At 60.0% G+C, this 19,724-nt stretch carries 27 protein-coding genes and 1 pseudogene; 2 read left to right on the top strand and 26 right to left on the bottom strand.

Going from position 1 to position 19,724, the window contains the following annotated elements:
- Positions 1-104: 104 nt before the first annotated feature.
- From BPHYT_RS36210 to BPHYT_RS36090, 25 genes and pseudogenes are all read right to left on the bottom strand, one after another.
- The gene (locus BPHYT_RS36210) at positions 105-467 is read right to left on the bottom strand and encodes a hypothetical protein (protein WP_012428291.1); all 363 of its coding nucleotides are present in this window, start codon (positions 465-467) and stop codon (positions 105-107) included.
- Positions 464-2,347 carry an integrase gene (locus BPHYT_RS36205; protein ID WP_012428290.1) on the bottom strand — a complete coding sequence of 628 codons (1,884 nt, stop codon included), beginning with the start codon at positions 2,345-2,347 and terminating at the stop codon, positions 464-466. The genes BPHYT_RS36210 and BPHYT_RS36205 overlap by 4 nt, the downstream gene beginning before the upstream one ends.
- Positions 2,344-4,179 (bottom strand): integrase, encoded by a 1,836-nt coding sequence (locus tag BPHYT_RS39395; protein ID WP_238535612.1) that lies wholly within the window; start codon positions 4,177-4,179, stop codon positions 2,344-2,346. The genes BPHYT_RS36205 and BPHYT_RS39395 overlap by 4 nt, the downstream gene beginning before the upstream one ends.
- A gap of 44 nt (positions 4,180-4,223) precedes the next feature.
- On the bottom strand, positions 4,224-5,672 hold the full coding sequence (locus tag BPHYT_RS36195; RefSeq protein ID WP_012428288.1) for a site-specific integrase: 1,449 nt from the start codon (positions 5,670-5,672) through the stop codon (positions 4,224-4,226).
- Between the two features lie 42 nt (positions 5,673-5,714).
- Positions 5,715-6,086, bottom strand: a pseudogene (locus BPHYT_RS36190) (DUF932 domain-containing protein); the annotation flags it as partial.
- Between the two features lie 698 nt (positions 6,087-6,784).
- Positions 6,785-7,381 (bottom strand): hypothetical protein, encoded by a 597-nt coding sequence (locus BPHYT_RS37815; protein ID WP_012430980.1) that lies wholly within the window; start codon positions 7,379-7,381, stop codon positions 6,785-6,787.
- A 4-nt stretch (positions 7,382-7,385) separates the two neighbouring features.
- Complete coding sequence (locus BPHYT_RS36180; RefSeq protein ID WP_012430979.1) at positions 7,386-7,763, bottom strand: hypothetical protein; 378 nt, start codon at positions 7,761-7,763, stop codon at positions 7,386-7,388.
- Positions 7,764-7,797: 34 nt separating this feature from the next.
- Positions 7,798-8,055, bottom strand: coding sequence for a hypothetical protein (locus BPHYT_RS36175; protein WP_012430978.1), 258 nt, complete (start codon positions 8,053-8,055; stop codon positions 7,798-7,800).
- A gap of 18 nt (positions 8,056-8,073) precedes the next feature.
- Positions 8,074-8,418, bottom strand: coding sequence for a hypothetical protein (locus tag BPHYT_RS36170; protein WP_012430977.1), 345 nt, complete (start codon positions 8,416-8,418; stop codon positions 8,074-8,076).
- Positions 8,419-9,270: 852 nt separating this feature from the next.
- A complete protein-coding gene (locus tag BPHYT_RS38905) occupies positions 9,271-9,435 on the bottom strand; it encodes a hypothetical protein (RefSeq protein ID WP_167315805.1) in 165 nt (54 codons plus the stop codon).
- Between the two features lie 545 nt (positions 9,436-9,980).
- On the bottom strand, positions 9,981-10,469 hold the full coding sequence (locus BPHYT_RS36160) for a hypothetical protein (RefSeq protein ID WP_012430973.1): 489 nt from the start codon (positions 10,467-10,469) through the stop codon (positions 9,981-9,983).
- Between the two features lie 78 nt (positions 10,470-10,547).
- On the bottom strand, positions 10,548-10,763 hold the full coding sequence (locus BPHYT_RS36155; protein ID WP_012430972.1) for a hypothetical protein: 216 nt from the start codon (positions 10,761-10,763) through the stop codon (positions 10,548-10,550).
- 5 nt (positions 10,764-10,768) lie between these two features.
- Positions 10,769-11,002 carry a hypothetical protein gene (locus BPHYT_RS36150; RefSeq protein ID WP_012430971.1) on the bottom strand — a complete coding sequence of 78 codons (234 nt, stop codon included), beginning with the start codon at positions 11,000-11,002 and terminating at the stop codon, positions 10,769-10,771.
- A gap of 514 nt (positions 11,003-11,516) precedes the next feature.
- Positions 11,517-11,771: a hypothetical protein gene (locus tag BPHYT_RS36145; RefSeq protein ID WP_012430970.1), complete on the bottom strand. Its 255-nt coding sequence runs from the start codon at positions 11,769-11,771 to the stop codon at positions 11,517-11,519.
- A gap of 59 nt (positions 11,772-11,830) precedes the next feature.
- The gene (locus tag BPHYT_RS36845; RefSeq protein WP_148225227.1) at positions 11,831-12,895 is read right to left on the bottom strand and encodes a hypothetical protein; all 1,065 of its coding nucleotides are present in this window, start codon (positions 12,893-12,895) and stop codon (positions 11,831-11,833) included.
- The gene (locus BPHYT_RS36135; protein ID WP_148225226.1) at positions 12,864-13,049 is read right to left on the bottom strand and encodes a hypothetical protein; all 186 of its coding nucleotides are present in this window, start codon (positions 13,047-13,049) and stop codon (positions 12,864-12,866) included. The genes BPHYT_RS36845 and BPHYT_RS36135 overlap by 32 nt, the downstream gene beginning before the upstream one ends.
- Before the next feature lie 449 nt (positions 13,050-13,498).
- The gene (locus BPHYT_RS38900; RefSeq protein ID WP_012430967.1) at positions 13,499-13,642 is read right to left on the bottom strand and encodes a hypothetical protein; all 144 of its coding nucleotides are present in this window, start codon (positions 13,640-13,642) and stop codon (positions 13,499-13,501) included.
- A 42-nt stretch (positions 13,643-13,684) separates the two neighbouring features.
- Positions 13,685-14,014 carry a hypothetical protein gene (locus BPHYT_RS36130; RefSeq protein WP_012430966.1) on the bottom strand — a complete coding sequence of 110 codons (330 nt, stop codon included), beginning with the start codon at positions 14,012-14,014 and terminating at the stop codon, positions 13,685-13,687.
- Between the two features lie 44 nt (positions 14,015-14,058).
- Positions 14,059-14,241, bottom strand: coding sequence for a hypothetical protein (locus BPHYT_RS36125; RefSeq protein WP_012430965.1), 183 nt, complete (start codon positions 14,239-14,241; stop codon positions 14,059-14,061).
- Positions 14,242-14,485: 244 nt separating this feature from the next.
- Positions 14,486-14,719: a hypothetical protein gene (locus tag BPHYT_RS36120; RefSeq protein WP_012430964.1), complete on the bottom strand. Its 234-nt coding sequence runs from the start codon at positions 14,717-14,719 to the stop codon at positions 14,486-14,488.
- 443 nt (positions 14,720-15,162) lie between these two features.
- Complete coding sequence (locus BPHYT_RS36110; protein WP_012430963.1) at positions 15,163-15,387, bottom strand: hypothetical protein; 225 nt, start codon at positions 15,385-15,387, stop codon at positions 15,163-15,165.
- Positions 15,388-15,427: 40 nt separating this feature from the next.
- Positions 15,428-15,670: a hypothetical protein gene (locus BPHYT_RS36105; protein WP_148225225.1), complete on the bottom strand. Its 243-nt coding sequence runs from the start codon at positions 15,668-15,670 to the stop codon at positions 15,428-15,430.
- A gap of 144 nt (positions 15,671-15,814) precedes the next feature.
- Positions 15,815-16,084, bottom strand: a complete 270-nt coding sequence (locus BPHYT_RS36100) for a hypothetical protein (RefSeq protein ID WP_012430961.1) — start codon at positions 16,082-16,084, stop codon at positions 15,815-15,817.
- Between the two features lie 14 nt (positions 16,085-16,098).
- Positions 16,099-16,437 (bottom strand): hypothetical protein, encoded by a 339-nt coding sequence (locus tag BPHYT_RS36840; protein WP_012430960.1) that lies wholly within the window; start codon positions 16,435-16,437, stop codon positions 16,099-16,101.
- 19 nt (positions 16,438-16,456) lie between these two features.
- Positions 16,457-16,663, bottom strand: coding sequence for a hypothetical protein (locus tag BPHYT_RS36090; RefSeq protein WP_012430959.1), 207 nt, complete (start codon positions 16,661-16,663; stop codon positions 16,457-16,459).
- Positions 16,664-17,091: 428 nt separating this feature from the next.
- Here BPHYT_RS36090 and BPHYT_RS36085 point away from each other — a divergent pair, with 428 nt between their 5' ends.
- Together BPHYT_RS36085 and BPHYT_RS36080 are read left to right on the top strand one after the other, a co-directional pair.
- Positions 17,092-17,583 (top strand): hypothetical protein, encoded by a 492-nt coding sequence (locus BPHYT_RS36085; RefSeq protein ID WP_012430958.1) that lies wholly within the window; start codon positions 17,092-17,094, stop codon positions 17,581-17,583.
- Positions 17,580-17,927 carry a hypothetical protein gene (locus BPHYT_RS36080; protein WP_012430957.1) on the top strand — a complete coding sequence of 116 codons (348 nt, stop codon included), beginning with the start codon at positions 17,580-17,582 and terminating at the stop codon, positions 17,925-17,927. Before BPHYT_RS36085 ends, BPHYT_RS36080 begins: the two co-directional genes overlap by 4 nt.
- A gap of 55 nt (positions 17,928-17,982) precedes the next feature.
- Here BPHYT_RS36080 and BPHYT_RS36075 read toward each other — a convergent pair whose 3' ends face one another.
- On the bottom strand, positions 17,983-19,629 hold the full coding sequence (locus BPHYT_RS36075; RefSeq protein ID WP_012430956.1) for a DUF4942 domain-containing protein: 1,647 nt from the start codon (positions 19,627-19,629) through the stop codon (positions 17,983-17,985).
- Positions 19,630-19,724 lie beyond the last annotated feature (95 nt).

Here is a 19,724-nt window from a genome sequence, read left to right as displayed (position 1 = left end):
CATCCGCTGTGGCCTTGAAAATACCGGAGTCAACTGTCGGCCAGGTGTCCATCTGATTGGATGGTAAAAGTGGACAGAATGGCCGTCGGAGTGTCCATCTCAATCTAGCTCGAATGCAAGGGCAGGACGCTACCGCCACGCAGCGCGGCCAGTTCTTTGCGCAGGCTGAATACCTGTCGCAGTAGTGCGAGCTCCCGGGCCAGCGACTCGTCAAGCTGTGCCTGCAAATCCTTTGCGTCGCCTTTCGCGCGGTTCAGACGATCGTTCAGTTCAAGCTTAGGTCGCTCGGCTACGGCGTTGGCCGCGTCGATCGCTTCGATCAGTTCAGCGAACTGCGGGCGTGACTTCTTGATGCAGCCCTTCTTGCGGCCAGCCTCGATCGCCACAGTGTCGTTGTTGATACGCGCACCCTTGCGCTTCTTCAGCCGCTCAAGGGCGGCGTAGTAGTCGGCCATCGTTTCGCTCATGTTACCTCCGGTTTGATCAGTCTCTCCTGCGCATCAAGCAGTCGTTGCAGCGTCCGGACCTCGATACGATATTCGACGCTCGCATCGTCGACAGCGCGCAGCTTCCCGACCGTAACCTGCTGCGCCTTGATCACGCGCTGAAGCTTCGACGGCACGACCACGAGGTTACGGCAGTTCGACTCAAGACAATCCAGACGCATCCAGTCGAGCGGTGTCGACTTGCACGGTTCGATGCTGGCACAGCCGCCCAGCACCGTCTCGCGGTACGCCAGCTCGCCCTTCCTGAACATCCTCACCGTCTGGTCGCGCGAATAAACCGACACGGGCGAGGCCTGCACGGCACGGCTCTGCGTCCACGCTGCGTGCCCGCCGAACAGCCGCTCGTCGGAGAACAGCACCTGCTGGGCGTATGCAAGGTATTCGGACAGGCTCTGTGTCTCAACCCATTCCTTCGCGAAGTGGGTCCTGTCGATGTCGATGAAGCCCTTCGCGAACGCCGAGCCGCGGGCGTAGTACATGCTCATTTCCTGCGTGATGTGCTGCAACTGACGCTTGAGCGTCGGCAGTGTCACGAGTCCGCTCCGATGCGCGTAGAGGGCCAGGGTCCGGCGAAGCTGGTGGCGCGTGAACGGCCACTGCTGCCCGGGCGCGTACTTCGGTTCGTCTTCCCACGCGCGGTGCATGTCGACACGCTTCAGTTCGGCAATGTCCTCGACCGTGATCGTCGGGAAGACGCGCTCACGAAACGCTTCGACATCGAGATGCAGGGTACTCGCCCCACGGTTTGCCACGTACCCATAACGCAGACCCATCCGGCAGAACAGCAGGTGTGACCCGTCCGTTGATTCGGCGTAGCTCGGTGCGCCGTGCGCACGGTGAGCCTCGCCCGACAGCCGCTGCGCAAGCCGGACGGCACGAGCGGCGAGCGGGCTGGTCACCCAGCGCGCGCGCCTGGGACGACCACCCGACAGCTTGGTTGTGACGCCCTCGATGGTGTAGTGCGTCACGCCATCCAGACGGGTCTCGCTCAGGCAGTCGTACGGCAGGTTCTCCGCTTCCCTCGCGCGCATGCCGGTGAATGCCAGGATGACAAGCTGGCATAGCGCGCGGATCGACGCCACAAGCGACGACACGACGTAAGGGGAGTCTTTGCACCCGAAGTGCACAGCATTCGTTGCGACCGCTGCAGAGACGTCTGGATTCTCGCCGGCGTACACGCGTGCGAGGTAATCCGACAGGATGTCAGCGACGTCCTCAGCGACGCCGAGGTCATGCTCACAGGTCGACAGGAAGTGCTGATAGATCCGCGTCGGGATGACAGGGTATTGTGCGTATTCAGCGCGTTGCGCGAAGCGATCGAGCAGAGGCTTATGTAGTTGGGCCAGCGGCACACACAGTCCGGTGGTCCCGACGCCCAGACGGTGAAGCTGCACCAGAATTGAATGAAGGCGTTGGGCCTTCCTTTCCATCCCCGCTTGTGCCACATAGTCCAGAACAATGGGGACATTGGACAGCCCCTCGTAGAGCGTAAGCTGCCGTTCGGCGGCAAAGAATGCGAATTCCCTCAGATAAACCGAACGAGCCTGAAGCGTACTGGACGCCGGTACCATATCGGTTGCTTCATGCATCAGAAAGTACATGATCTGCTTCCACTGACGCGTGGTCGCCTCTGAAAGAGCACGGGTCACGCCGTCAGGCAGGTGGCCCCTAAAATGGAGGCCGGTGCTGCGCGGCCCAATCGCGTATGCGCCGATGTCCCAGGCGTCGTCACCAAACAGCGAAACGGCATTCCCAGCCTTGTCGCGCGTGACGACCGTATCATCCTCGATCCGATACCAGTCGGGGCGCTCTGCGATCGGCGTGATCAGCGTGTTGTTCATGCCACTCCCAGTTCGTAAAGCTGGTCGAGCTTGGCCGACCAGAACGCGTCCAGATTCCCTTCGATATCAACGTCGTGCTCGATCTGATCGACCAGCGCGGCGTCGCGCTTGCGCAGCTCATCCAGCAGGAAGTCAACGCGCCGCAGCACGGCGCCGAACGATGTGTCGTACTGCTCGATCGAGTCAGCACGCCCGCTCACGAGCCTGACGCAGTGACGGCAGCCCAGCAGCTTGCGGATGTCGGCGGCGTCGGCGTGCACGCGGTACTGGTCGCAGAAGAGACATCCTTCGGTCGAGCGGCAGTCAGGCTGTACGGTGACTGAAGCTGCGATCGGCGCAGGTTTGTGGAACTCGATGCAGACGCCCACCGCGCTCCTGATGCTGCCCGCCGGGTCGTTGCCGGGCTTCAGCACGGTCTTCTCGACCGAAGCGAGGAACGCGCCCATCTCGGCCTTGTGCGCGGCGTCTGTGCCGTTCGAGTATGAGCGCAGCGCCGTGGCCAAGGAGTGGCCCATCAGTCTGGCTGCGACGACAGGGTCGTGGTTGCTCACCGCCCAATCCTGCTTCGCCGCACGCCACTGACGTGCGGTAATGCGCGGTAGCACGATCCCGAGCGTATCGAGTCGACTGTAAAGCTGAGCCAGAAATTGAGTTGGGAGACCCATTGGCCGTCGTCGCTTTGCGTAATGCCCGGCTAGAATGAACAACGCGTCGCAGTCCGCGTTCTGCACCAGATACTCTCGCAACGCCAGATACGTCTTGAGCTTCGGCATGAAGCCCAGCGAGACGGTGAACGTCACCCCCTTCCCGCCTGCACGGTACTTGATCTCGCGAAACGTCTGACGTACAACTGACGTATCCTGCAGGCTCGCGACAAGCTCCGGGCTCCACTTCATGGCCAGCAGTTGCGCGAGGTTGACGCCCGTTTCGGCCAGGAACAGCGCGGCGAAGCAAAGGGTCGCCATTGAAGCGTGCGAGCGACGGATCGCTGATTGCGCATCCTCGTTCGCAGCCCTAAGATGTTTAGCCGCAAACGAGGCGATCATCCACGCACGCGCACGAGGATCTTTAGCGCCTGCCGCAGCCATGTGCGTCGCGATTTCTTCCCGCGTGCGCAGCTCCCCGGTCTCCAGGTTCCAGCCAAGCAGGTGGCCGTGCAAGTTGTCGTCTTCACGACGGTGGTGTCTGTGCGGAACTAGGCAAAGACTCTCGCCACGCGCCGTGCTTACGCGCACCGGGTACGACTTGAAGTCGAGCACCAGGGTGCTGATGCCGGTGAAGAGCGCGTCAGCCCACGCGAGCAGGGCGGCTTGTGCCTCGGTGTCAGGCACAGCAGTCGGCACAGAGGCATCCAGTTGGCGGCGCAGCACCCTCGCGTCGGTGCAGAAGTCGTCGTTTCCGAAAAACTCACGGAGCATCGACAACAGATTACGCTGATCGTGGCCGACGGAATTGCGGTTCAGATTGCCCAGCGAAACCTGTTCGCGTTTCTCGCGGAAGTAGCGATGAACTGCCTCCGCCGTAGCCTTCTCGTCACAAAGCACCTGATGCAAGCCCTGTCTGTCGGCCCAATTGACGAAATCAAGCACGACGCGCAGCGCTATCGAGATCGTTGCCGGACGCATCGCGCCAAGGGCCATACGCCCGGAAAGCTGCGTCACCAGCAGGCGTACGACCCTGACGCGTTCGATGCTGAAGCTCAGGATATCGAAAGTTCGTCGCGCGCGGTGCGAGCTTGACGTGTCACGCCTCAGGTAGCAGATCTGCCCGATATCGGAACGGCTGCTCATGCCTTCCCACTTGAGCAGCGCTCGCTCGGGGTGCAGCAGCATTGTGCCCTCCGCGAGCGGCATGTGCACTTCGTCGTAAAGGCGGTTCATACTGTCACCGCAGTGTCGAGGGTGCGTGTGACCAGCGTCGACAGGTGCGCACCCCAGCCATCCTGAACAGCATCGAACAGCTTACGATTCTCGCGGTAAGCGAGGTAGCGCTCGGTCGTAGATGGTTGTACGTGCCACATCAACTGTCGCAACTGATCGAGCGCCCGCGTGTAGCTCGTCTTGCTCGCTGTCATCGCGTCGACCGTATTGAGCCCAAAGGTCGCTCGCAGGTCGTGGTAGCTGAACTCATACCTGGGGTTGCCGAGCTGCACGCGCATCATGGGCAACAGTTCGTCCCTGATGAACTGGCGAACGGCCTGCCCGGTCTTGACATGGCGGCGCACCTGCGGGCCGGTGCTGAGCGGGCCACGCGACCCGCGGTCCTCGTAGAGCGGCGCACCGCGATGGCTTAGAAAGAGCGGCTGGTCGAAGTGATCGCCGCCGTCTGCCAGTTGGCGACGCTTGCGAGCTCGATCGCTGTGCACATAGATGTAGAGCCGCTCGTAGAAACCGCGCGGCAGGTGCAACACGCCCTTGACATCGCCCTTCGTGTCGATACCTGTACCTGGCCCGCAGGCGAGACGTATGTCGCCGCCGTGAAACTCGCCCGGCTTGCGCATTACGTGTTTCGCACGCACGGTCAGTACCGTCTGGATGCGAGCGCCAGTCAACAGCGCGAACAGATGAACGAGCGTCATCTCGGAATTGCCGAGAGTGGCTAACGATTCGAGCAGCACCGACTGCTCGGATGAGGGGAGCGGGCGCAGGCGACCGCCGTCCTGGATGTGATCGTCCCACGGGTCATCTGCGCGCCGGCCACTGATCGACAGGTCGGTGGTCTTGACCTCGATCGTGCTGCTGAAGCCCTTCTGGTCCCTGAACTCGATGAAACGGCCAGATTCGACCCACGGCGCGTTCGCAGGCTTGAAGCCCGCTTCTGCCATGAGCCAGCGATAGAAGCGCACCACGGCGCCCATACGGCGCCTGGCAACACCCGGAGAAAGTTCGCCAGCCTGCACGGCCAGCCTGATCGAGGCGCTGTAGCGGTAGGTTGGGCGTTGCCGCTTGTTCGCGGGGAACGTCAGCCAGTCGACGCCTTCGTCATCCAGGTAACGACGGAATGCCACCAGGTCGTCAGCGATGCTGGCGAACGTCAGCATGTTGGGCGAGGACTTCGACTCCATCATATCGATGAGCCAGAGGTTCGCCTCAGCCCACGGCGCACCGTCCGCGAGCCGGACAACGGGAAAGAGAGGGAAGCTACCTGCGATCCACCGCGGACGGGCGTCGCGCCGCTTGCCGGTGTCGGGGTCTGCGAGCGGGACCGTGTGATAGATGGTGCCGCCCTTGGGCATGGTGATGCTGATCGCCGCCGCACCTGGAGTGTCGCGGTTAGCGACCTCGGTCAGTGCCAGTTGCCGGATGGTGGTTCGTCTTGCCGTCATCGCCGAGATCCTCGTGCCGTGTTCGTGTTGATGGCCGTTTTAAAGCAACCTGAGAGTATCGGGAAATCGCTCTTGGCTTGCGCATACATCGTGCGAGTTCAGCAGAATAATTTCATTCGCTTCGGTCTTGCCCACAACCTGATCCGCGTGGCGCAGGCGAATCAGGTGCTTTGTGTGTTCCTTCTTGCCCTGGTCACGCACGCGGGTTTGCGCAACCATGAACGGCTGAAAACCATTTTCGCGCAGTCCTTTAAGGACGGTGCTCGTCGGAATGTAGGTGTAACGATCCGAACGGCTTTCGTGCTTGTCGGTCGCGAAGATCGACGGTGCGACGGCCATGATTTGGTCGTCAGACAGGGGCGTATTCGAACGCAGAACCGGGGCAGTGTGGCTGAACGAGGAAGCAAGGCGCATTTTCTATCTCCGTGAGGGTCTGTTTGCCTATGGCGTCGTTTCCGATCACCATGAAAACCATTGTACGCTTCGTAATTCGTTCTGTCTATACGTTGGGCGATTGATTGTTTAGATAGGGTAGGGCGCGTGATAGACGATATGAATTACAGTATCGGCGCGGCCGGCCGACCTCCTTCCTGCAAAGCCAAACGGGGCCGTCGATGTAAGACAGGTCTCGAACCCGTCGATGATGTCCCCTGCCCGGCAGTCCGGGGGACTGCCGGGTGATCCGGTAGGGGGCCGGGTCGGTAGACCTCTCGGCCGCCTTAGCGGGCGAGACCCCCGTATCCCGGATCAGGACATCGACGGCCACGGGCCCAGGCACACCACTGCCGGCGCGCAAGCGTCGGCCCGTAAAACCACATTCCGGCCGGGAACCGGCCGCTGACGGTATCTCGCGCATCCGCGCGAGCTGGGCTTGCCGGATTGCCGGCCGCCGCAAAATGGGGAAGCGCCCGGCCCGCAAGAGGCAGGGGCGCGGTGCGGTTATCCACGGGCCGCCGCAGGCGGGCGGTGGATAACCGCATCCCCATTTCCCCGCCACGAAGTGACGCCATCGCGCCGGCTATCCGGCCCGCTCGCCCGTGCGCGAGCCCCATAGCAAAACGCCCCAGCGCGGCAAGCTGCTGGGGCGTTCGACCGGCGTCAGTCATCCGGCATCATTCGTCGCCGTAACCCAATTCCGCCAGGTCCTGCATCGGTTCGTCATAGTAGCCGTCATCGTGCTCAAAGCAACCGCACGGGCATGTCTGCGCGTCCAAGCCATGACTGCAATAGCCATCGGATCGCATTTCGGCCCACATTGCGTCTGATTCTTCCGGCGTCATGTAACCGTGCTCACGGGCAATCTGCATCGCCTGTTCGCGATATTCCGGCTCGATGGTCCCGATGTTCCGGTCCACTGCCGCAGAAAAATTGGACGCGAAAAGCTCGTACACCAAACCGCATCCCTTGTTCGCGGCATCAGCGATTTCCGCGATCCACTGCCGGATTCCGTCCGGCGTGCGAAGCCTGCAAATCTGCTCCATCTTCTCTGCATACGCGTGTTGCCAGACCTCGGCCAACGCAGGCACGTCCGATAGCAGGCAGGGAAGCGAATTGTCGTTCGCTCGCGCCGATGCGTCGCCGCTGTTTTGTGCGTGCCAGTTCGCCTCAACGCGCCGGCATTCTGCCGCCAGTTGATCGCCCGCAACTAGCGCGACTGTGTAAAGAGCCCACTGCACGCGGGCATTGAGAGCATGAGTACGGCTGCACATAGCGTCACCCTTCAGCACGAACGAGGAAGAACGAGCGAGCGACCACGAGCCGCGCACCAAGAATCGCAAATCCGACTGCCGGTGCCAGTGCAAACATGATCCATGCACACACGCCGATCCAGACGGCGTTAAACGCAGGCACCTGACCTGAAACTGACGCAAACATGAATGCGAGCAAGCTATCCTGAACATTCACGGGTGCGTTCAGGTATGCATCAAGCGCGGCCGGACCACCCGACATCAGAAGCTCGTTACGCATATACGCTTCGTATCCGCAGCCAACGAAACCCACGAGTGCGCCGAAAAAAGCGGTGTACATTACAGCGTAGTGGACCGGAAAAGATGCCAGTCTCGAAACCACTTTGAACGAAACGTTTTTCACTTCGCCTCCCATCGGTTGATAATGTTGATACCTGTCACTTGTCGGCGGCGAGCCATGCGAGCGATTCGCCCGATGCAATGTCAATGCCGACAGGGCCGGCCTTCTCTTCGTGGCTATAGACGATGGCGCGCGCCTTCCTTCCTGCGAATTCGAGAAACGACAGAATCGCACTACGGTTGTGTTTGCCACGGTAGGTCGTGAGGCGGATTCCGTCCCCCGCTTCAGCCGTGATGATTACCTCGTTGGTCTCAATCAACAGATCGAGCTGCATAGCACGAGCAACGATGTTCACTGTCGTTCTCCTTTTCCGTTACGCGGCGGCAAAGCACTTTGCCCAAAGGTTGCGGTCTGCAACCTGCCATTGAGTCGGGCCGACCTTCGTGTATTCGCCGCCGGCTGCGCGGTAGGTGCGGCTCGCGCGAGCTGCACGAATCGCCTGGGCGTTCTCGAACGCACGAAGGGCCAGCCGAATTTCGTGCGCGACCCCGAACGCCTTGGCGGGAGCCGTTGCGCAATTCATGCCGAAGTGCTTGACTTCATCGGTCTCCGTATCGCGAATCCATGCGACACGTTTCAGGCCGGTTCGGCCGCAGCATTGGCAGAAATTCTGCGAATCGTCCACGCCTACAACCAGAAAACGCCCCGTCTTTTTCATCGCTCAACTCCCGATCACCATGAAAACCATTGTACGCTTCGTAATTCGTTCTGTCTATACGTTAGGCGATTGATTGTTTAGATAGGGTAGGGCGCGTGATAGACGATATGAATTACAGTATCGGCGCGGCCGGCCGACCTCCTTCCTGCAAAGCCAAACGGGGCCGTCGATGTAAGACAGGTCTCGAACCCGTCGATGATGTCCCCTGCCCGGCAGTCCGGGGGACTGCCGGGTGATCCGGTAGGGGGCCGGGTCGGTAGACCTCTCGGCCGCCTTAGCGGGCGAGACCCCCGTATCCCGGATCAGGACATCGACGGCCACGGGCCCAGGCACACCACTGCCGGCGCGCAAGCGTCGGCCCGTAAAACCACATTCCGGCCGGGAACCGGCCGCTGACGGTATCTCGCGCATCCGCGCGAGCTGGGCTTGCCGGATTGCCGGCCGCCGCAAAATGGGGAAGCGCCCGGCCCGCAAGAGGCAGGGGCGCGGTGCGGTTATCCACGGGCCGCCGCAGGCGGGCGGTGGATAACCGCATCCCCATTTCTCCGCCACGAAGTGACGCCATCGCGCCGGCTATCCGGCCCGCTCGCCCGTGCGCGAGCCCCATAGCAAAACGCCCCAGCGCGGCAAGCTGCTGGGGCGTTCAAACTCAGAGCGGCGGATAGTTAGTAGGAGTAGGCCGAGGGCGACAACAGCCTGGACGCAAGCGCCTTCGCGTATTCCATCGCCGCCTTGGCCCGCTCTACGTGACCATCATTTTTCGACACGGCCAAGTCGATACGGGCACAGAGTAGCGCCCACGCTGCTTCACTCATTGCAACCCCTTTCCATGCTCGCACGGCAACACTTGGTTTAGTCCTGGTTGATCCGGCCAGAAATCCGGTAGAGCGAATCCGCAACGTTGTCGCGCAGCACCATGCCCTCGTCTGGCATTTGCTCACGCACGTATTCGCTCGCAGCGGCCGGCGTGCGGAGCTTCCCGCGCTCGCCGATCCAGCGCAGGAAGTTCGGCAACATAGCCTCGGCTACTTCATCCCACTCATGCACTTCGCACCCCCTCGCACGAAACCCGATGCCGCGCACCCGCAGCCAGCTCACACTTGATGCGTTGGTCGCACTCGTATTGAGCATTCAGCGCGGCCACCCTGAGCCCAAGGGGATTGTTACGGTTCTTCCGATCTGCCGCCATGACGCGACGTGACTTGAACAACTCCCGCAACTGCGCTCGGGCCATACCAGTAGATGTCTTCATCGGCTTCTCCTTTCGATCATCATGACATCTATTCTACGCGCCGTAGTTCGTGCCGTCTATACGTTAGGTGATTGATTGTTTAGATCGGGTAGGGCGCGCAATAGACGATATGAATTACCGTATCGGCGCGGCCGGCCTCTTTTCTGCAAAGCCAAACGGGGCCGTCGATGAAAGACAGGTCTCGAACCCGGCGATGCCGTGTGCAAGCGGTTGCGGCCCAAGCTCGCGCGGCCCATAGCAAAACGCCCCGTCGCGGCGAGCTGCTGGGGCGTGGAAGAAAGCAAACGGTTGTCCGTGCAACGTGTGCCGACTAAAGGGTCGAAGAGGCGGATGTCATTTCCTCAATCATCTGAGCGTAGGTAATGAGCCCTTCCTGATGCTTCTGCATGATTGCCGCACGCCTGACGCCATCCGCCCAGCGGATTGATGCCGCTACCCTGTCGAGCGCGCCGGGATCGGTGATTTGATACCCCTCCTGCAACATTCCCTCTACTGCCTCGGCAAGAGTGCCATAAGCCCCGTGCCCAACGAACCCATCCAGATCAAATCGCTGGATTCGCCACGGCTCCGAGCCCGACATTTCAGGCACAACAAAGGCCCAAGCGTCGCGCTCCAACATTCGGCATTCGACACCAACGGGCTCGCCGTTGTACGCCTGCATGAGTTGCTGATAGCAAATCTGCATTGGGCGTGCGATCCGACGAAGGTAGCGAGCGAAATCCGGCCGGCTGGGCGAGCGTGTGCGCCTCGCGCGCTCCCAGGCTGTCGTTCTGAAGCGAAGCGGTTGATCTTGCAGCATGCTATGTCCCTGAACGATTATGGATTACATAAACCAGTCTGGATCGTGTAATCCAAACTGGTTGCTGGGTGACTCTAGTCAGTAGTTGAGCCAGTCGCGGACGGCCGAAAGCTCGGGCTCGATCACAGTCCAGTAGGGACCGTAATGGCCTTGCTCTTCGAGCAGGCCGGCGGGTGCGGCGAAGTCCTCACGGGCAAGAATTTTGCCGTTTGGCAGCGCGACTGCTTCGGTGAAGTGCTGATGAATAAAATTCAACAACGACGACAGCGGGAGAGGGCGGGTAGGGGCGTTCATGGCAGTCAGTATTCCTGGGCGGTCGATTCGTTGATTCCGCAGCCAGGCACAGAGCCCGGATCAAGGATCATAATGAGGCAGGCGCGCGGGTCGATTTCGCCTCCCGGCTTCAGCTCTTCCAGCGCAGCGGTTTTGCTGAGACCGTCGATCCGCATTGCGTGGTCAAGAGCGGCGACAAAAAGCGTTTCCGGGTCATATACGCTCACGTCGATGCCAACCTGATAGTTCTTTTTTTCCATGATGTACTGCCCTCGTTTCAAATCATCATGAAAGACATTTTACCCGATGTAATTCGCGGCGTCTATATCGTAGCGATTGAACGTTCTAATTTACCCGGCCTTTCGATAGACTGTATGAATTACGCGGAAATAAAAAAGCCCCGGAGCTGATTAGCTGCGGGGCGCTGCGCGGCGTTGTTTCATGTCAATCCTCTTCCACCGTTCTAACGATCCTCACATACGCTGGCAGACTGCTTTCCTTCCGCCAGAGGCATCCGTTTTGATCGACCAGCATTCCGCTCGCGCTGCGACGAGGAAACAGGCCGTGCCACTTACCATATCCAGTTTCAGTGCCATCCGGTGCCGTGCTAGGGCCGCAGGCAGAGCACAACGCCTTGCCGCGTATGTCGGCCGGCCAACGTTCGTCTTCGCGGCCGTAAAAAAGCCCGTGGCCGTATTCTCGACGCACCCGCAAGACTCACACCGATATAAAGACATGCTGCACCTTGATTGTTCGCTTGACTGGATGATGCGGTCAGTTTAGTCGTGGGCCGCCAAACAGCAAGGCATCACTGTCGAACGGTTCATAATCGAAGGATAGGCCGGCAAGCCATGACGGATCATCGTCGCGGCATGTCTGCGCGTCTTCGTCGGCCGGCGCAAGTCCCACAAGAATATCGAGCGCAGCATCCTCGCACATGCCGACTCCGATAGCCTGATAGCCCGCCGTTTCGCCCGTTTCCAGATAGCGATGGCGCGCAGCGCGAATGATTTCTGCAAACTGAACCATAGAGCCCTCGTAGGCTGAAGGGAGCGCCGGTCACACCTTTCGGCCGGCGCAATAGGGCGTCATGCCGAAGCGGTCAAAAGGTTGCCTTGACGCGGATCGGGAACCGGATCGCCTTCATTGGTGTCCGAACCGCGAATCTCCACGGTCTCCGCGTGAGCGGCAAGCAGCTCCTTCAGGTGCCGAGCTGAGACCGGAATCATCGCATCGTCCGTGGCCGTCACAATGCGGGCGCGGAAATCGTCCGTCATCGAGCCGAACAGTGTGCCGACACTGCTTACATAGCGGTCGGTCAGCTTGCGCGGAAGTGCGCGACTGACTACCGGCTTGCGGGCCGCGTTGGTCTCCCGCCTCGTGACCTTCTTGCGGCGTTCCTGCCCGTCTTCGGCGACTTCCGTAGGCGCATCCTCAACCATCGTCTGCAACACCTTGCCGGCGTCTTCACCGTGTTCGCGCAACGCGTCCAGCGCAGCGCTCACCGACACCAGCTCATCCGCCAGGAGTATCTGCACGTCCGAATTGGCGTTCGCGAGCGTCAGCGCTTGTTCGAGGTGAGTAATCGACACGTTCCGGTCGGCGCAAACTTCTTGCTTCGTCCAGCCCATGCGCAGCAGACGCTTATAGCCGATGCCTTTTTCCAGCGTGGAAAGCTGCCGGCTGTCCGCCGTTCCCATCATGTGACGGACGCTGTCCGCATCGTTGCCCTTGAACTCGCGCGCCTCCATACGGCGGGCATCGTGTCCCTTCGCGATGGCTTGCAAAACCGCTCGCGTTCTGCGATGGCCGTCTCGCAGGATCACACGACCGTCCACCACCTTAACGTCAATGGGAGGGAAAACCGCGCCATTGATGTAGGCGATTTCGAGCGCATCAATCGACGCTTGCAGCGCTTTCGTCTCGATGCGGAGATTGAAACCTTCCTCGAACTCCAGAATGCGCGGGTCCACATAGAAACCCGTGAGCTTTGAGACCGCAGGATTTTCCTTGTCCTCTGCCATTTGCTTCAGCGAAATTGCACTCATCGAAACCTCCGTCAAAAAATGTGATTGCAACGCGGCCGAAAGGTCGGCTTCGTTGATGCTGCGCCTTGATCCCTCACCAGCCCTGATAAACCACATCGAGGTCATACGACGGATCGTTCCAAGCAAAATAGAACGTGCTCAACGGTGCGGTAACTTCGTACACAAACCGCTTGTGATTCTTCTCTGCGTACCGCACCGCCTCGTCCTTGCTAACGAAACGCGGCCAACTCGGATAGTAGGCATCGTTGTATTCCGACATGATCCCGTCTCCGTTCACCATGAAAACCATTCTACTCCTAGTAGTTCATCGCGTCTATACGTTAGGCGATTGATTGTTTAGATAGGGTAGGGCGCGTGATAGACGATATGAATTACAGTATCGGCGCGGCCGGCCGACCTCCTTTCTGCAAAGCCAAACGGGGCCGTCGATGTAAGACAGGTCTCGAACCCGTCGATGATGTCCCCTGCCCGGCAGTCCGGGGGACTGCCGGGTGATCCGGTAGGGGGCCGGGTCGGTAGACCTCTCGGCCGCCTTAGCGGGCGAGACCCCCGTATCCCGGATCAGGACATCGACGGCCACGGGCCCAGGCACACCACTGCCGGCGCGCGAGCGCCGCGCCGGCCGACGTGCCCAGCTCGCGCGTGCCGGAAAGCAAAACGCCCCAGCGCGGCGAGCTACTGGGGCGTCTGACGAGGTTGGTATTGTGGTTAAGTCGGCGCGCGCTGCGTGACCTTGATCTGTCCTTTCAAGTGGCCTTCGAGCAATTCGATTTCGTAGAACAGGCCGCCGTGTAGGGTCATCGTCTTGCCCGTGTAACGCGCGAGGTCGCCGCGCCAATAGCAAGTCTTCATCGTCCCTCCTTTTCGTGATTGCCCGCCCATAGCGAGCGGTGGTTATTTTGACTTCGCAAGCTCGCTGTATATCCAGTCGTTGACAGGCTTCAACGTCGCTTCGAGATTTGTTGTGTAGTCCGTCAGCACGTCGATGCCGTTGCCGTACACCATCAGAACCCAACCATTGCGACGAGTCTCGGCATCCGCAACGCTATCGCGAGTCCACACATAGATGCGGTCGGAACAGGTCGCGCTCATTTCGCGAATGATCTTGCGTTCTTCGTGAAGAACAGGCGTCTCGGCCTCGCCGTCGTCGATGCTGATACCGTAGCCTGCGGCCAGCAACGCCGACACGACGCGGCGAGCGATTCTGCTTTCAGTTTTGTCCATCAACGTTCCCCTTTGCCATCGCACGCCGTAGCGGGCCTGTGTTGTTAGGCTGCGCGGTAGTAGTCCGACTTCAAGCCAAACTCTTCCACCGCAATCGTGTTTGCAGCTTCTACACCGATCTTGTTTGCAAGCCATTGCACCGATTGCTTGCGCTCTTCCATTGTGATGCTGTTTTCCACATTGATGCGGAACTCTGCTACGGCTTTGCTGATTTGGTAGATGTCCATCGTCGTTCTCCGTCGGGATTAACCGCTGTAGCGGCGTGGTAGTTACGCCGGAACGACGACGTAGTAGTGACGTTGCCCGCTTTGGGCCGCACCGCCATTCGCCATTGCTGCAACACGCAAAGCTGTTGCCTCGTCGTCGTAAGTGCAGGTCACTGTGCGAGTCCACGAGTCAAGCTCTGTTAAAACGATTTGCCATTTCATCGCTGCTCTCTTCGTCATTGGATGTCAAGCCTGACGCGGTGGGTCAGGCGGTTCGCACGATGTCGTTTGCGGTCTCGCGCGAGCCGAAGAGGCGGCCTGTGCGGTGCCACGATTCGCGGACCTCGTTCGAATACGTGCCTTTGCAGCCGAAATCGTGACGCGACGACACAACGCTGACCGACACAATTTCACCGCAGCGGGTGATGTAGTTGCCAGGCTCGACAATGACGGTCGGAAGGCAAACCAGCGGTGCAAAGTAAGCGGTGTTGCGTGACATTTTCAGCATTCCCGTGCGCTTATCGTGAAAACCATTCTACATTACGTAGCTCGTAACGTCTATATTATGGGTGATTGATTGTTTAGATAAGGTAGGGCGCGTGATAGACGATATGAATTACAGTATCGGCGCGGCCGGCCGACCTCCTTTCTGCAAAGCCATACGGGGCCGTCGATGAAAGACAGGTCTCGAACCCGTCGATGATGTCCCCTGCCCGGCAGTCCGGGGGACTGCCGGGTGATCCGGTAGGGGCCGGGTCGGTAGACCTCTCGACCGCCTTAGCGGGCGAGACCCCCGTATCCCGGATCAGGACATCGACGGCCACGGGCCCAGGCACACCACTGCCGGCGCGAATGCGGTTGTCGCCCAGCTCGGGCGGCACATAGCAAAACGCCCCAGCGCGGCGAGCTGCTGGGGCGTTTGAGGGCGGCGGCACAAACCAGTTAATCGGTCGATCTAATACGGAAGTCCGCAGCGTCCAAGTCGCTCTGTGGGTCGTCCAGAAACACACGCTCAATGTACGCCTGCGCAGCGGCTTCGGTTTGGAACGGCGTGGCTTGCCGCAAGTCTTTCCACTCGCGGCGCGTGCCTGCCGCGTTCACTTGACGACTTTGAATCTTGAACATTTCCCCTCCGTGGCGGGCGGACTGCGCATAGTCGAATGTCATACCAAAAGCCTCTCTAATGCGGCCGCCGTGGGCTTGCCGCTCAGTCGCGGTCGTCGCGCTTCCGATCCAGGCCGGTGCAGCGATACGTGAACTGCGGATTCAGAACCTCGCGGGCCAGGCGTTCAGCATGCTCCGCGTCAACGGCCTTGATCCCGGAAACAGAGAGTTCAACATCCGTTTCGTTGACACTGAAATCCACCGCCCACACGCCCGGCGTCTCTTGCTGGACTTGCGCCGTCCCTACCTCGTCGGGATGACGGTACTCGCTTCCGATGAATGGCATTTCTTGACTCCACGTTGGGCCGAAATATCGGCGATTGTTGTTTGCGCCGGCATAACCGGGCTGTGAGCACTGCTCGGCCGCGCCCTGCATCGAGATTCTATGCCTTCCAGAGAAAGCCTCTCGGGGAGAGCGACCCAAAACCAGTTAGAGGCCGTGCCGGAGCTGGTAGACGGCCATACCGTCCGCGTCATGCCCTTTGAATACCGGCTCAATCTCAATCCGCGTCTTCATCCGCTCGAACTCGCGGGCGTCCTCTGCCGCCATTGGTACGCCGCCGAGAGGCGTCCAGCCCGGATCGTCGCACATGCGGGTGGCGTGGTAGGCGGCGCTATGCGAGCTGAAACGGCCGACGTGCTCACCTCCGGCCGAAAGGAAGACGTTACAGCCGATAATCGTTAAATTTTCTCTACGCATTTCCCGCCTCCATATCACTCGAATAGGGTTCCGGCGTTGTACAGGTCGATCAGGCGATGCAGTTCGGCGGGACTGTCGAAGTGATGCTGAATCGCAACGTGCTCATCGGGAAAACGCTGCGCAGCTCGCCCGTCTTCGATCTGCACGAACTCCCTGATTCTCGGGAAGACGGCGGTAGTGCCCTCAGGAATCACGTCGAGAACACCGGGGCGGATGAGAACCCGCTTAACCACGTTTCCTTTCCCGCGTGAGCCGCGCTTGGGAAGCTGCGTACTCGGCAGGAACGAACCGCCCTTGTAGAACTCACCGTTTCGTCCAACCTCTCCACCCTTGCGCGCGCGTCCTGCCGGCATGGTTTCCTCTCTCGCCAATCTACGAAAAGTAACGAAGGGGAAGCACGGTCACAAGAACCTCGCTTCGATTCAACACGGGCGCGAACGGGTTGGTATTCGACCATCCGCATGTGTCCTCGTTGCGATACACGGTTTGCGGCAGGCCGAACGAATCGGCGTGCGATTGTGCGCGCTGGACCGCGCCTTCCACCTTGATATGCCAGCCCTCTACCGCAATGCCTTTCATGTCCGCCGCCTCATGCCTAACTGTTAGAGTCATTCTACGCGATGTAATTCGAGCGGTCTATACATTAGGCGATTGATTGTTTAGATAGGGTAGGGCGCGTGATAGACTATATGAATTACAGTATCGGCGCGGCCGGCCGACCTCCTTTCTGCAAAGCCAAACGGGGCCGTCGATGTAAGACAGGTCTCGAACCCGTCGATGATGTCCCCTGCCCGGCAGTCCAGGGGACTGCCGGGTGATCCGGTAGGGGGCCGGGTCGGTAGACCTCTCGGCCGCCTTAGCGGGCGAGACCCCCGTATCCCGGATCAGGACATCGACGGCCACGGGCCCAGGCACACCACTGCCGGCGCGCAGGCGCATTGGAGTTGCCATTGCGGGAAGGCATAATGCGCCTTTGACCGGGGAACGGCGCATATTGGGGAGAGCACATGAAGGGAATGAAGGGACCAATTTTTCAAATTGGCATTGGTCTGTGGTTTTCGCTGGCCGTGATGGCGGGTATCGAGTCCCGGTCGTGGAGCGGATTTCTCACGCCGTTTTATATCGGGCTGTTTTTCGTTGCGCTCGGTCTCGCGAGCGATGCGCGGCGATCCGGCCGCCGGCCGTGGCAAATCGCCGGGAACGCGTTGATAGCGTGTTGTGCGCTACTGTTTGTGGGTTCGCTGATGAACACGGCAGAGCGGTTGTATCTCGTCAACGGTCAAAGCTATCCACGCCTGCTCGCTCGCGACGTAGGCGCGGCGGATACGGCCACGCTGGACAAGCTGCACCGAAACCAGTGCAAGGGCGAGCTGATGGAAATCTATGGAAAAAAGGATGGGCTGTGGGTAATTCGTTGCGGCTTCTCGTGGGTCGGTGGACACACGTTTATCAGCGACACGAATCCGTATGGCGACAAGTTCGGGGGGATCAGGAAATGAAGGTTGGCCGCTTCGTTATCGACTACTTGCTAGTGCCACTTGGCATGCCGTTGCTGACGGCGGCGTATGCCGGCTACCATGCCTCAACAGAAATCGAGCCGGCCAGCTATGCGACATTGCGGGAAGCGTGGCCGCATCTTCAGCAGCCGACGCGGAGCGCTATCGCGAGCGCGATGGACTCGGGCAGCGGCAAAATAAGCCGGTGGCAATACATTCCGTTGTTTAACGCCGCATTGACCGATGCGGGCGGCTTGGTGATGGCGGGCAGCGAAGACACTGCTCAAAGCGAACGGGCGAAACTCAAAGCGGTAATCGCGTTGCCGGCAGGGAAGGGACGCACCTGATACGGTGCGCCGTGGCCCCGCCGCACTTCGCGGGGGCACGGCGCATACCCGCCCGTCAGAGCACAGAAACGAGTTCCGCACTTTCGATCTGCATATCAGTGACCGCCGCACTCGCGGCCGGCCGTTTGACATACATCAGCGTTACAGAAACATCGGTGGTTTTGAACTCCTGACTGTAGACACGGGACCACTCAACCGACACTCCCGGAAGGAACTGTTTGCTGCGCATCGAGGCGGGCAGGACCGCGACAAGTCGGCCTCCAGGAGCGAGTAACCGGAAAGCGTGCTCGACGTGCAGTTGTGCGCGCCCGTCAGCGAATGGCGGGTTCATCACGACCACGTTAAACGTGCGGTCGGCAGCAGCGGCGTCAGTCGCCCACTGGATGAAGTCGGCCTGGTCGACCTTCAGCCCGCGCGCCTTCAGGACAGCGCAGTGCAGAGCCGACAGCTCTACGCATTGCAGCCGGTTAGCCGGCAGCAGCGCAGCAATCGCGCCCTGACCCGCACTCGGTTCCAGCACGGAATCGGTGTCGGCAATATCCGCCCAATCTACGGCGTCGCTGGCGAGCGCTTCCGATGTCTGGTGAAACTGGAACGACACGCGATCCGGCAGACAGCCCGTAGCGACGATTTCCCGCAGCACGAGTCCAGGCGGGTAGTCGAAGTCCATGAAGTACCGATTTCCATCACGCATCGTCCCGCCCACTGATTCGAGCGCCTGACGTGTCTCCGCAAAATGCGGGCTCTTCAGGTCTTCAGCTTCGAACGAAACCTCGTTACCTTTGGCGTGCCGACGACGATAGAGGCAGCGCGACAGGATTTCAAGTACGGCGAATGGCAGAGGGCGCACGATGGCCGGAAACTCCTTCGGGCGTCGCGCAGGCTTTTGACGAAACTCGGTCGGGATGGCGGCCGGGTAAAGATGCGCAAGAATCATATTCAGTCGCCACGCCATATCAGGGTGAACCTCCATATGGCCGTTGCCGTTCTTGTACGTCCGCACTCGCAATGCGCCTCCGTCTGCGCTGACCCATTTTCCTGTCTGGTAGTTGCACTCGTCCAGCAATTCGGACGTGACTGAACGGCGCGGCTCGTCGCGACCCATGAACCGGGCAATCACGCACCGTAGGTCATGGATAAGACCGGCCCGGCTTTCGGTAACGTAGCCATAGCAATCGCGTATGCGCGCGATAATCATTCGCTTGCCGAAGCCTTCCGGCGCGTTCGTTACATGCTCGCCGGACAGCCCACGAAAGATTCCATCAACCTTTTCGGCGAGGAACTGCTGTCGCGAGTTCAAAAGACCGATGAGGGTGGGGCGCACGGCGTCTTCAGTGAAATCCGGCGTGGTCCGCTCACGGATGGATTTGTCCCATTCATTGCGCCGGGCCTGCGGCATCATTTCGCGAACGTCGGTCAGCGCGAGTGCCTTGGACCAGTACGTTGCATTGAGGGCCGCAATCGCTCCATCGACCCCAAACAGCTTATCCACGTACAACGAACGATGAAACCGCTCGTCCCCCGCGTTGCCTTCGATAAAGCAGCTCATCGCACTTCGGTACTGATTGCCGGTTGCAAATTCCGCAAGTTCGATGATCCTTGCCCGCGTGGCGTTGTATTGCCCAAGAAGGGAATCAAACACGTCCGATGTAACAGGCGCGAAAAACTGGTTTGATTCGCCGGCATCGAAAACTTCTGTCATAGCTCTCTGCTCCTTTTTTGTTGGTGAAACTATGATAGCTTGTGTAGCTCGCAACGTCTATATTAGAATGACACCAATGACCGGCGGATGTGTGT

It is taken from the genome of Paraburkholderia phytofirmans PsJN (assembly GCF_000020125.1).
Lineage (GTDB): Bacteria > Pseudomonadota > Gammaproteobacteria > Burkholderiales > Burkholderiaceae > Paraburkholderia > Paraburkholderia phytofirmans.
Note: the sequence above shows the minus strand (reverse complement) of the source record. Positions and strands in the feature narration are given on the sequence as shown.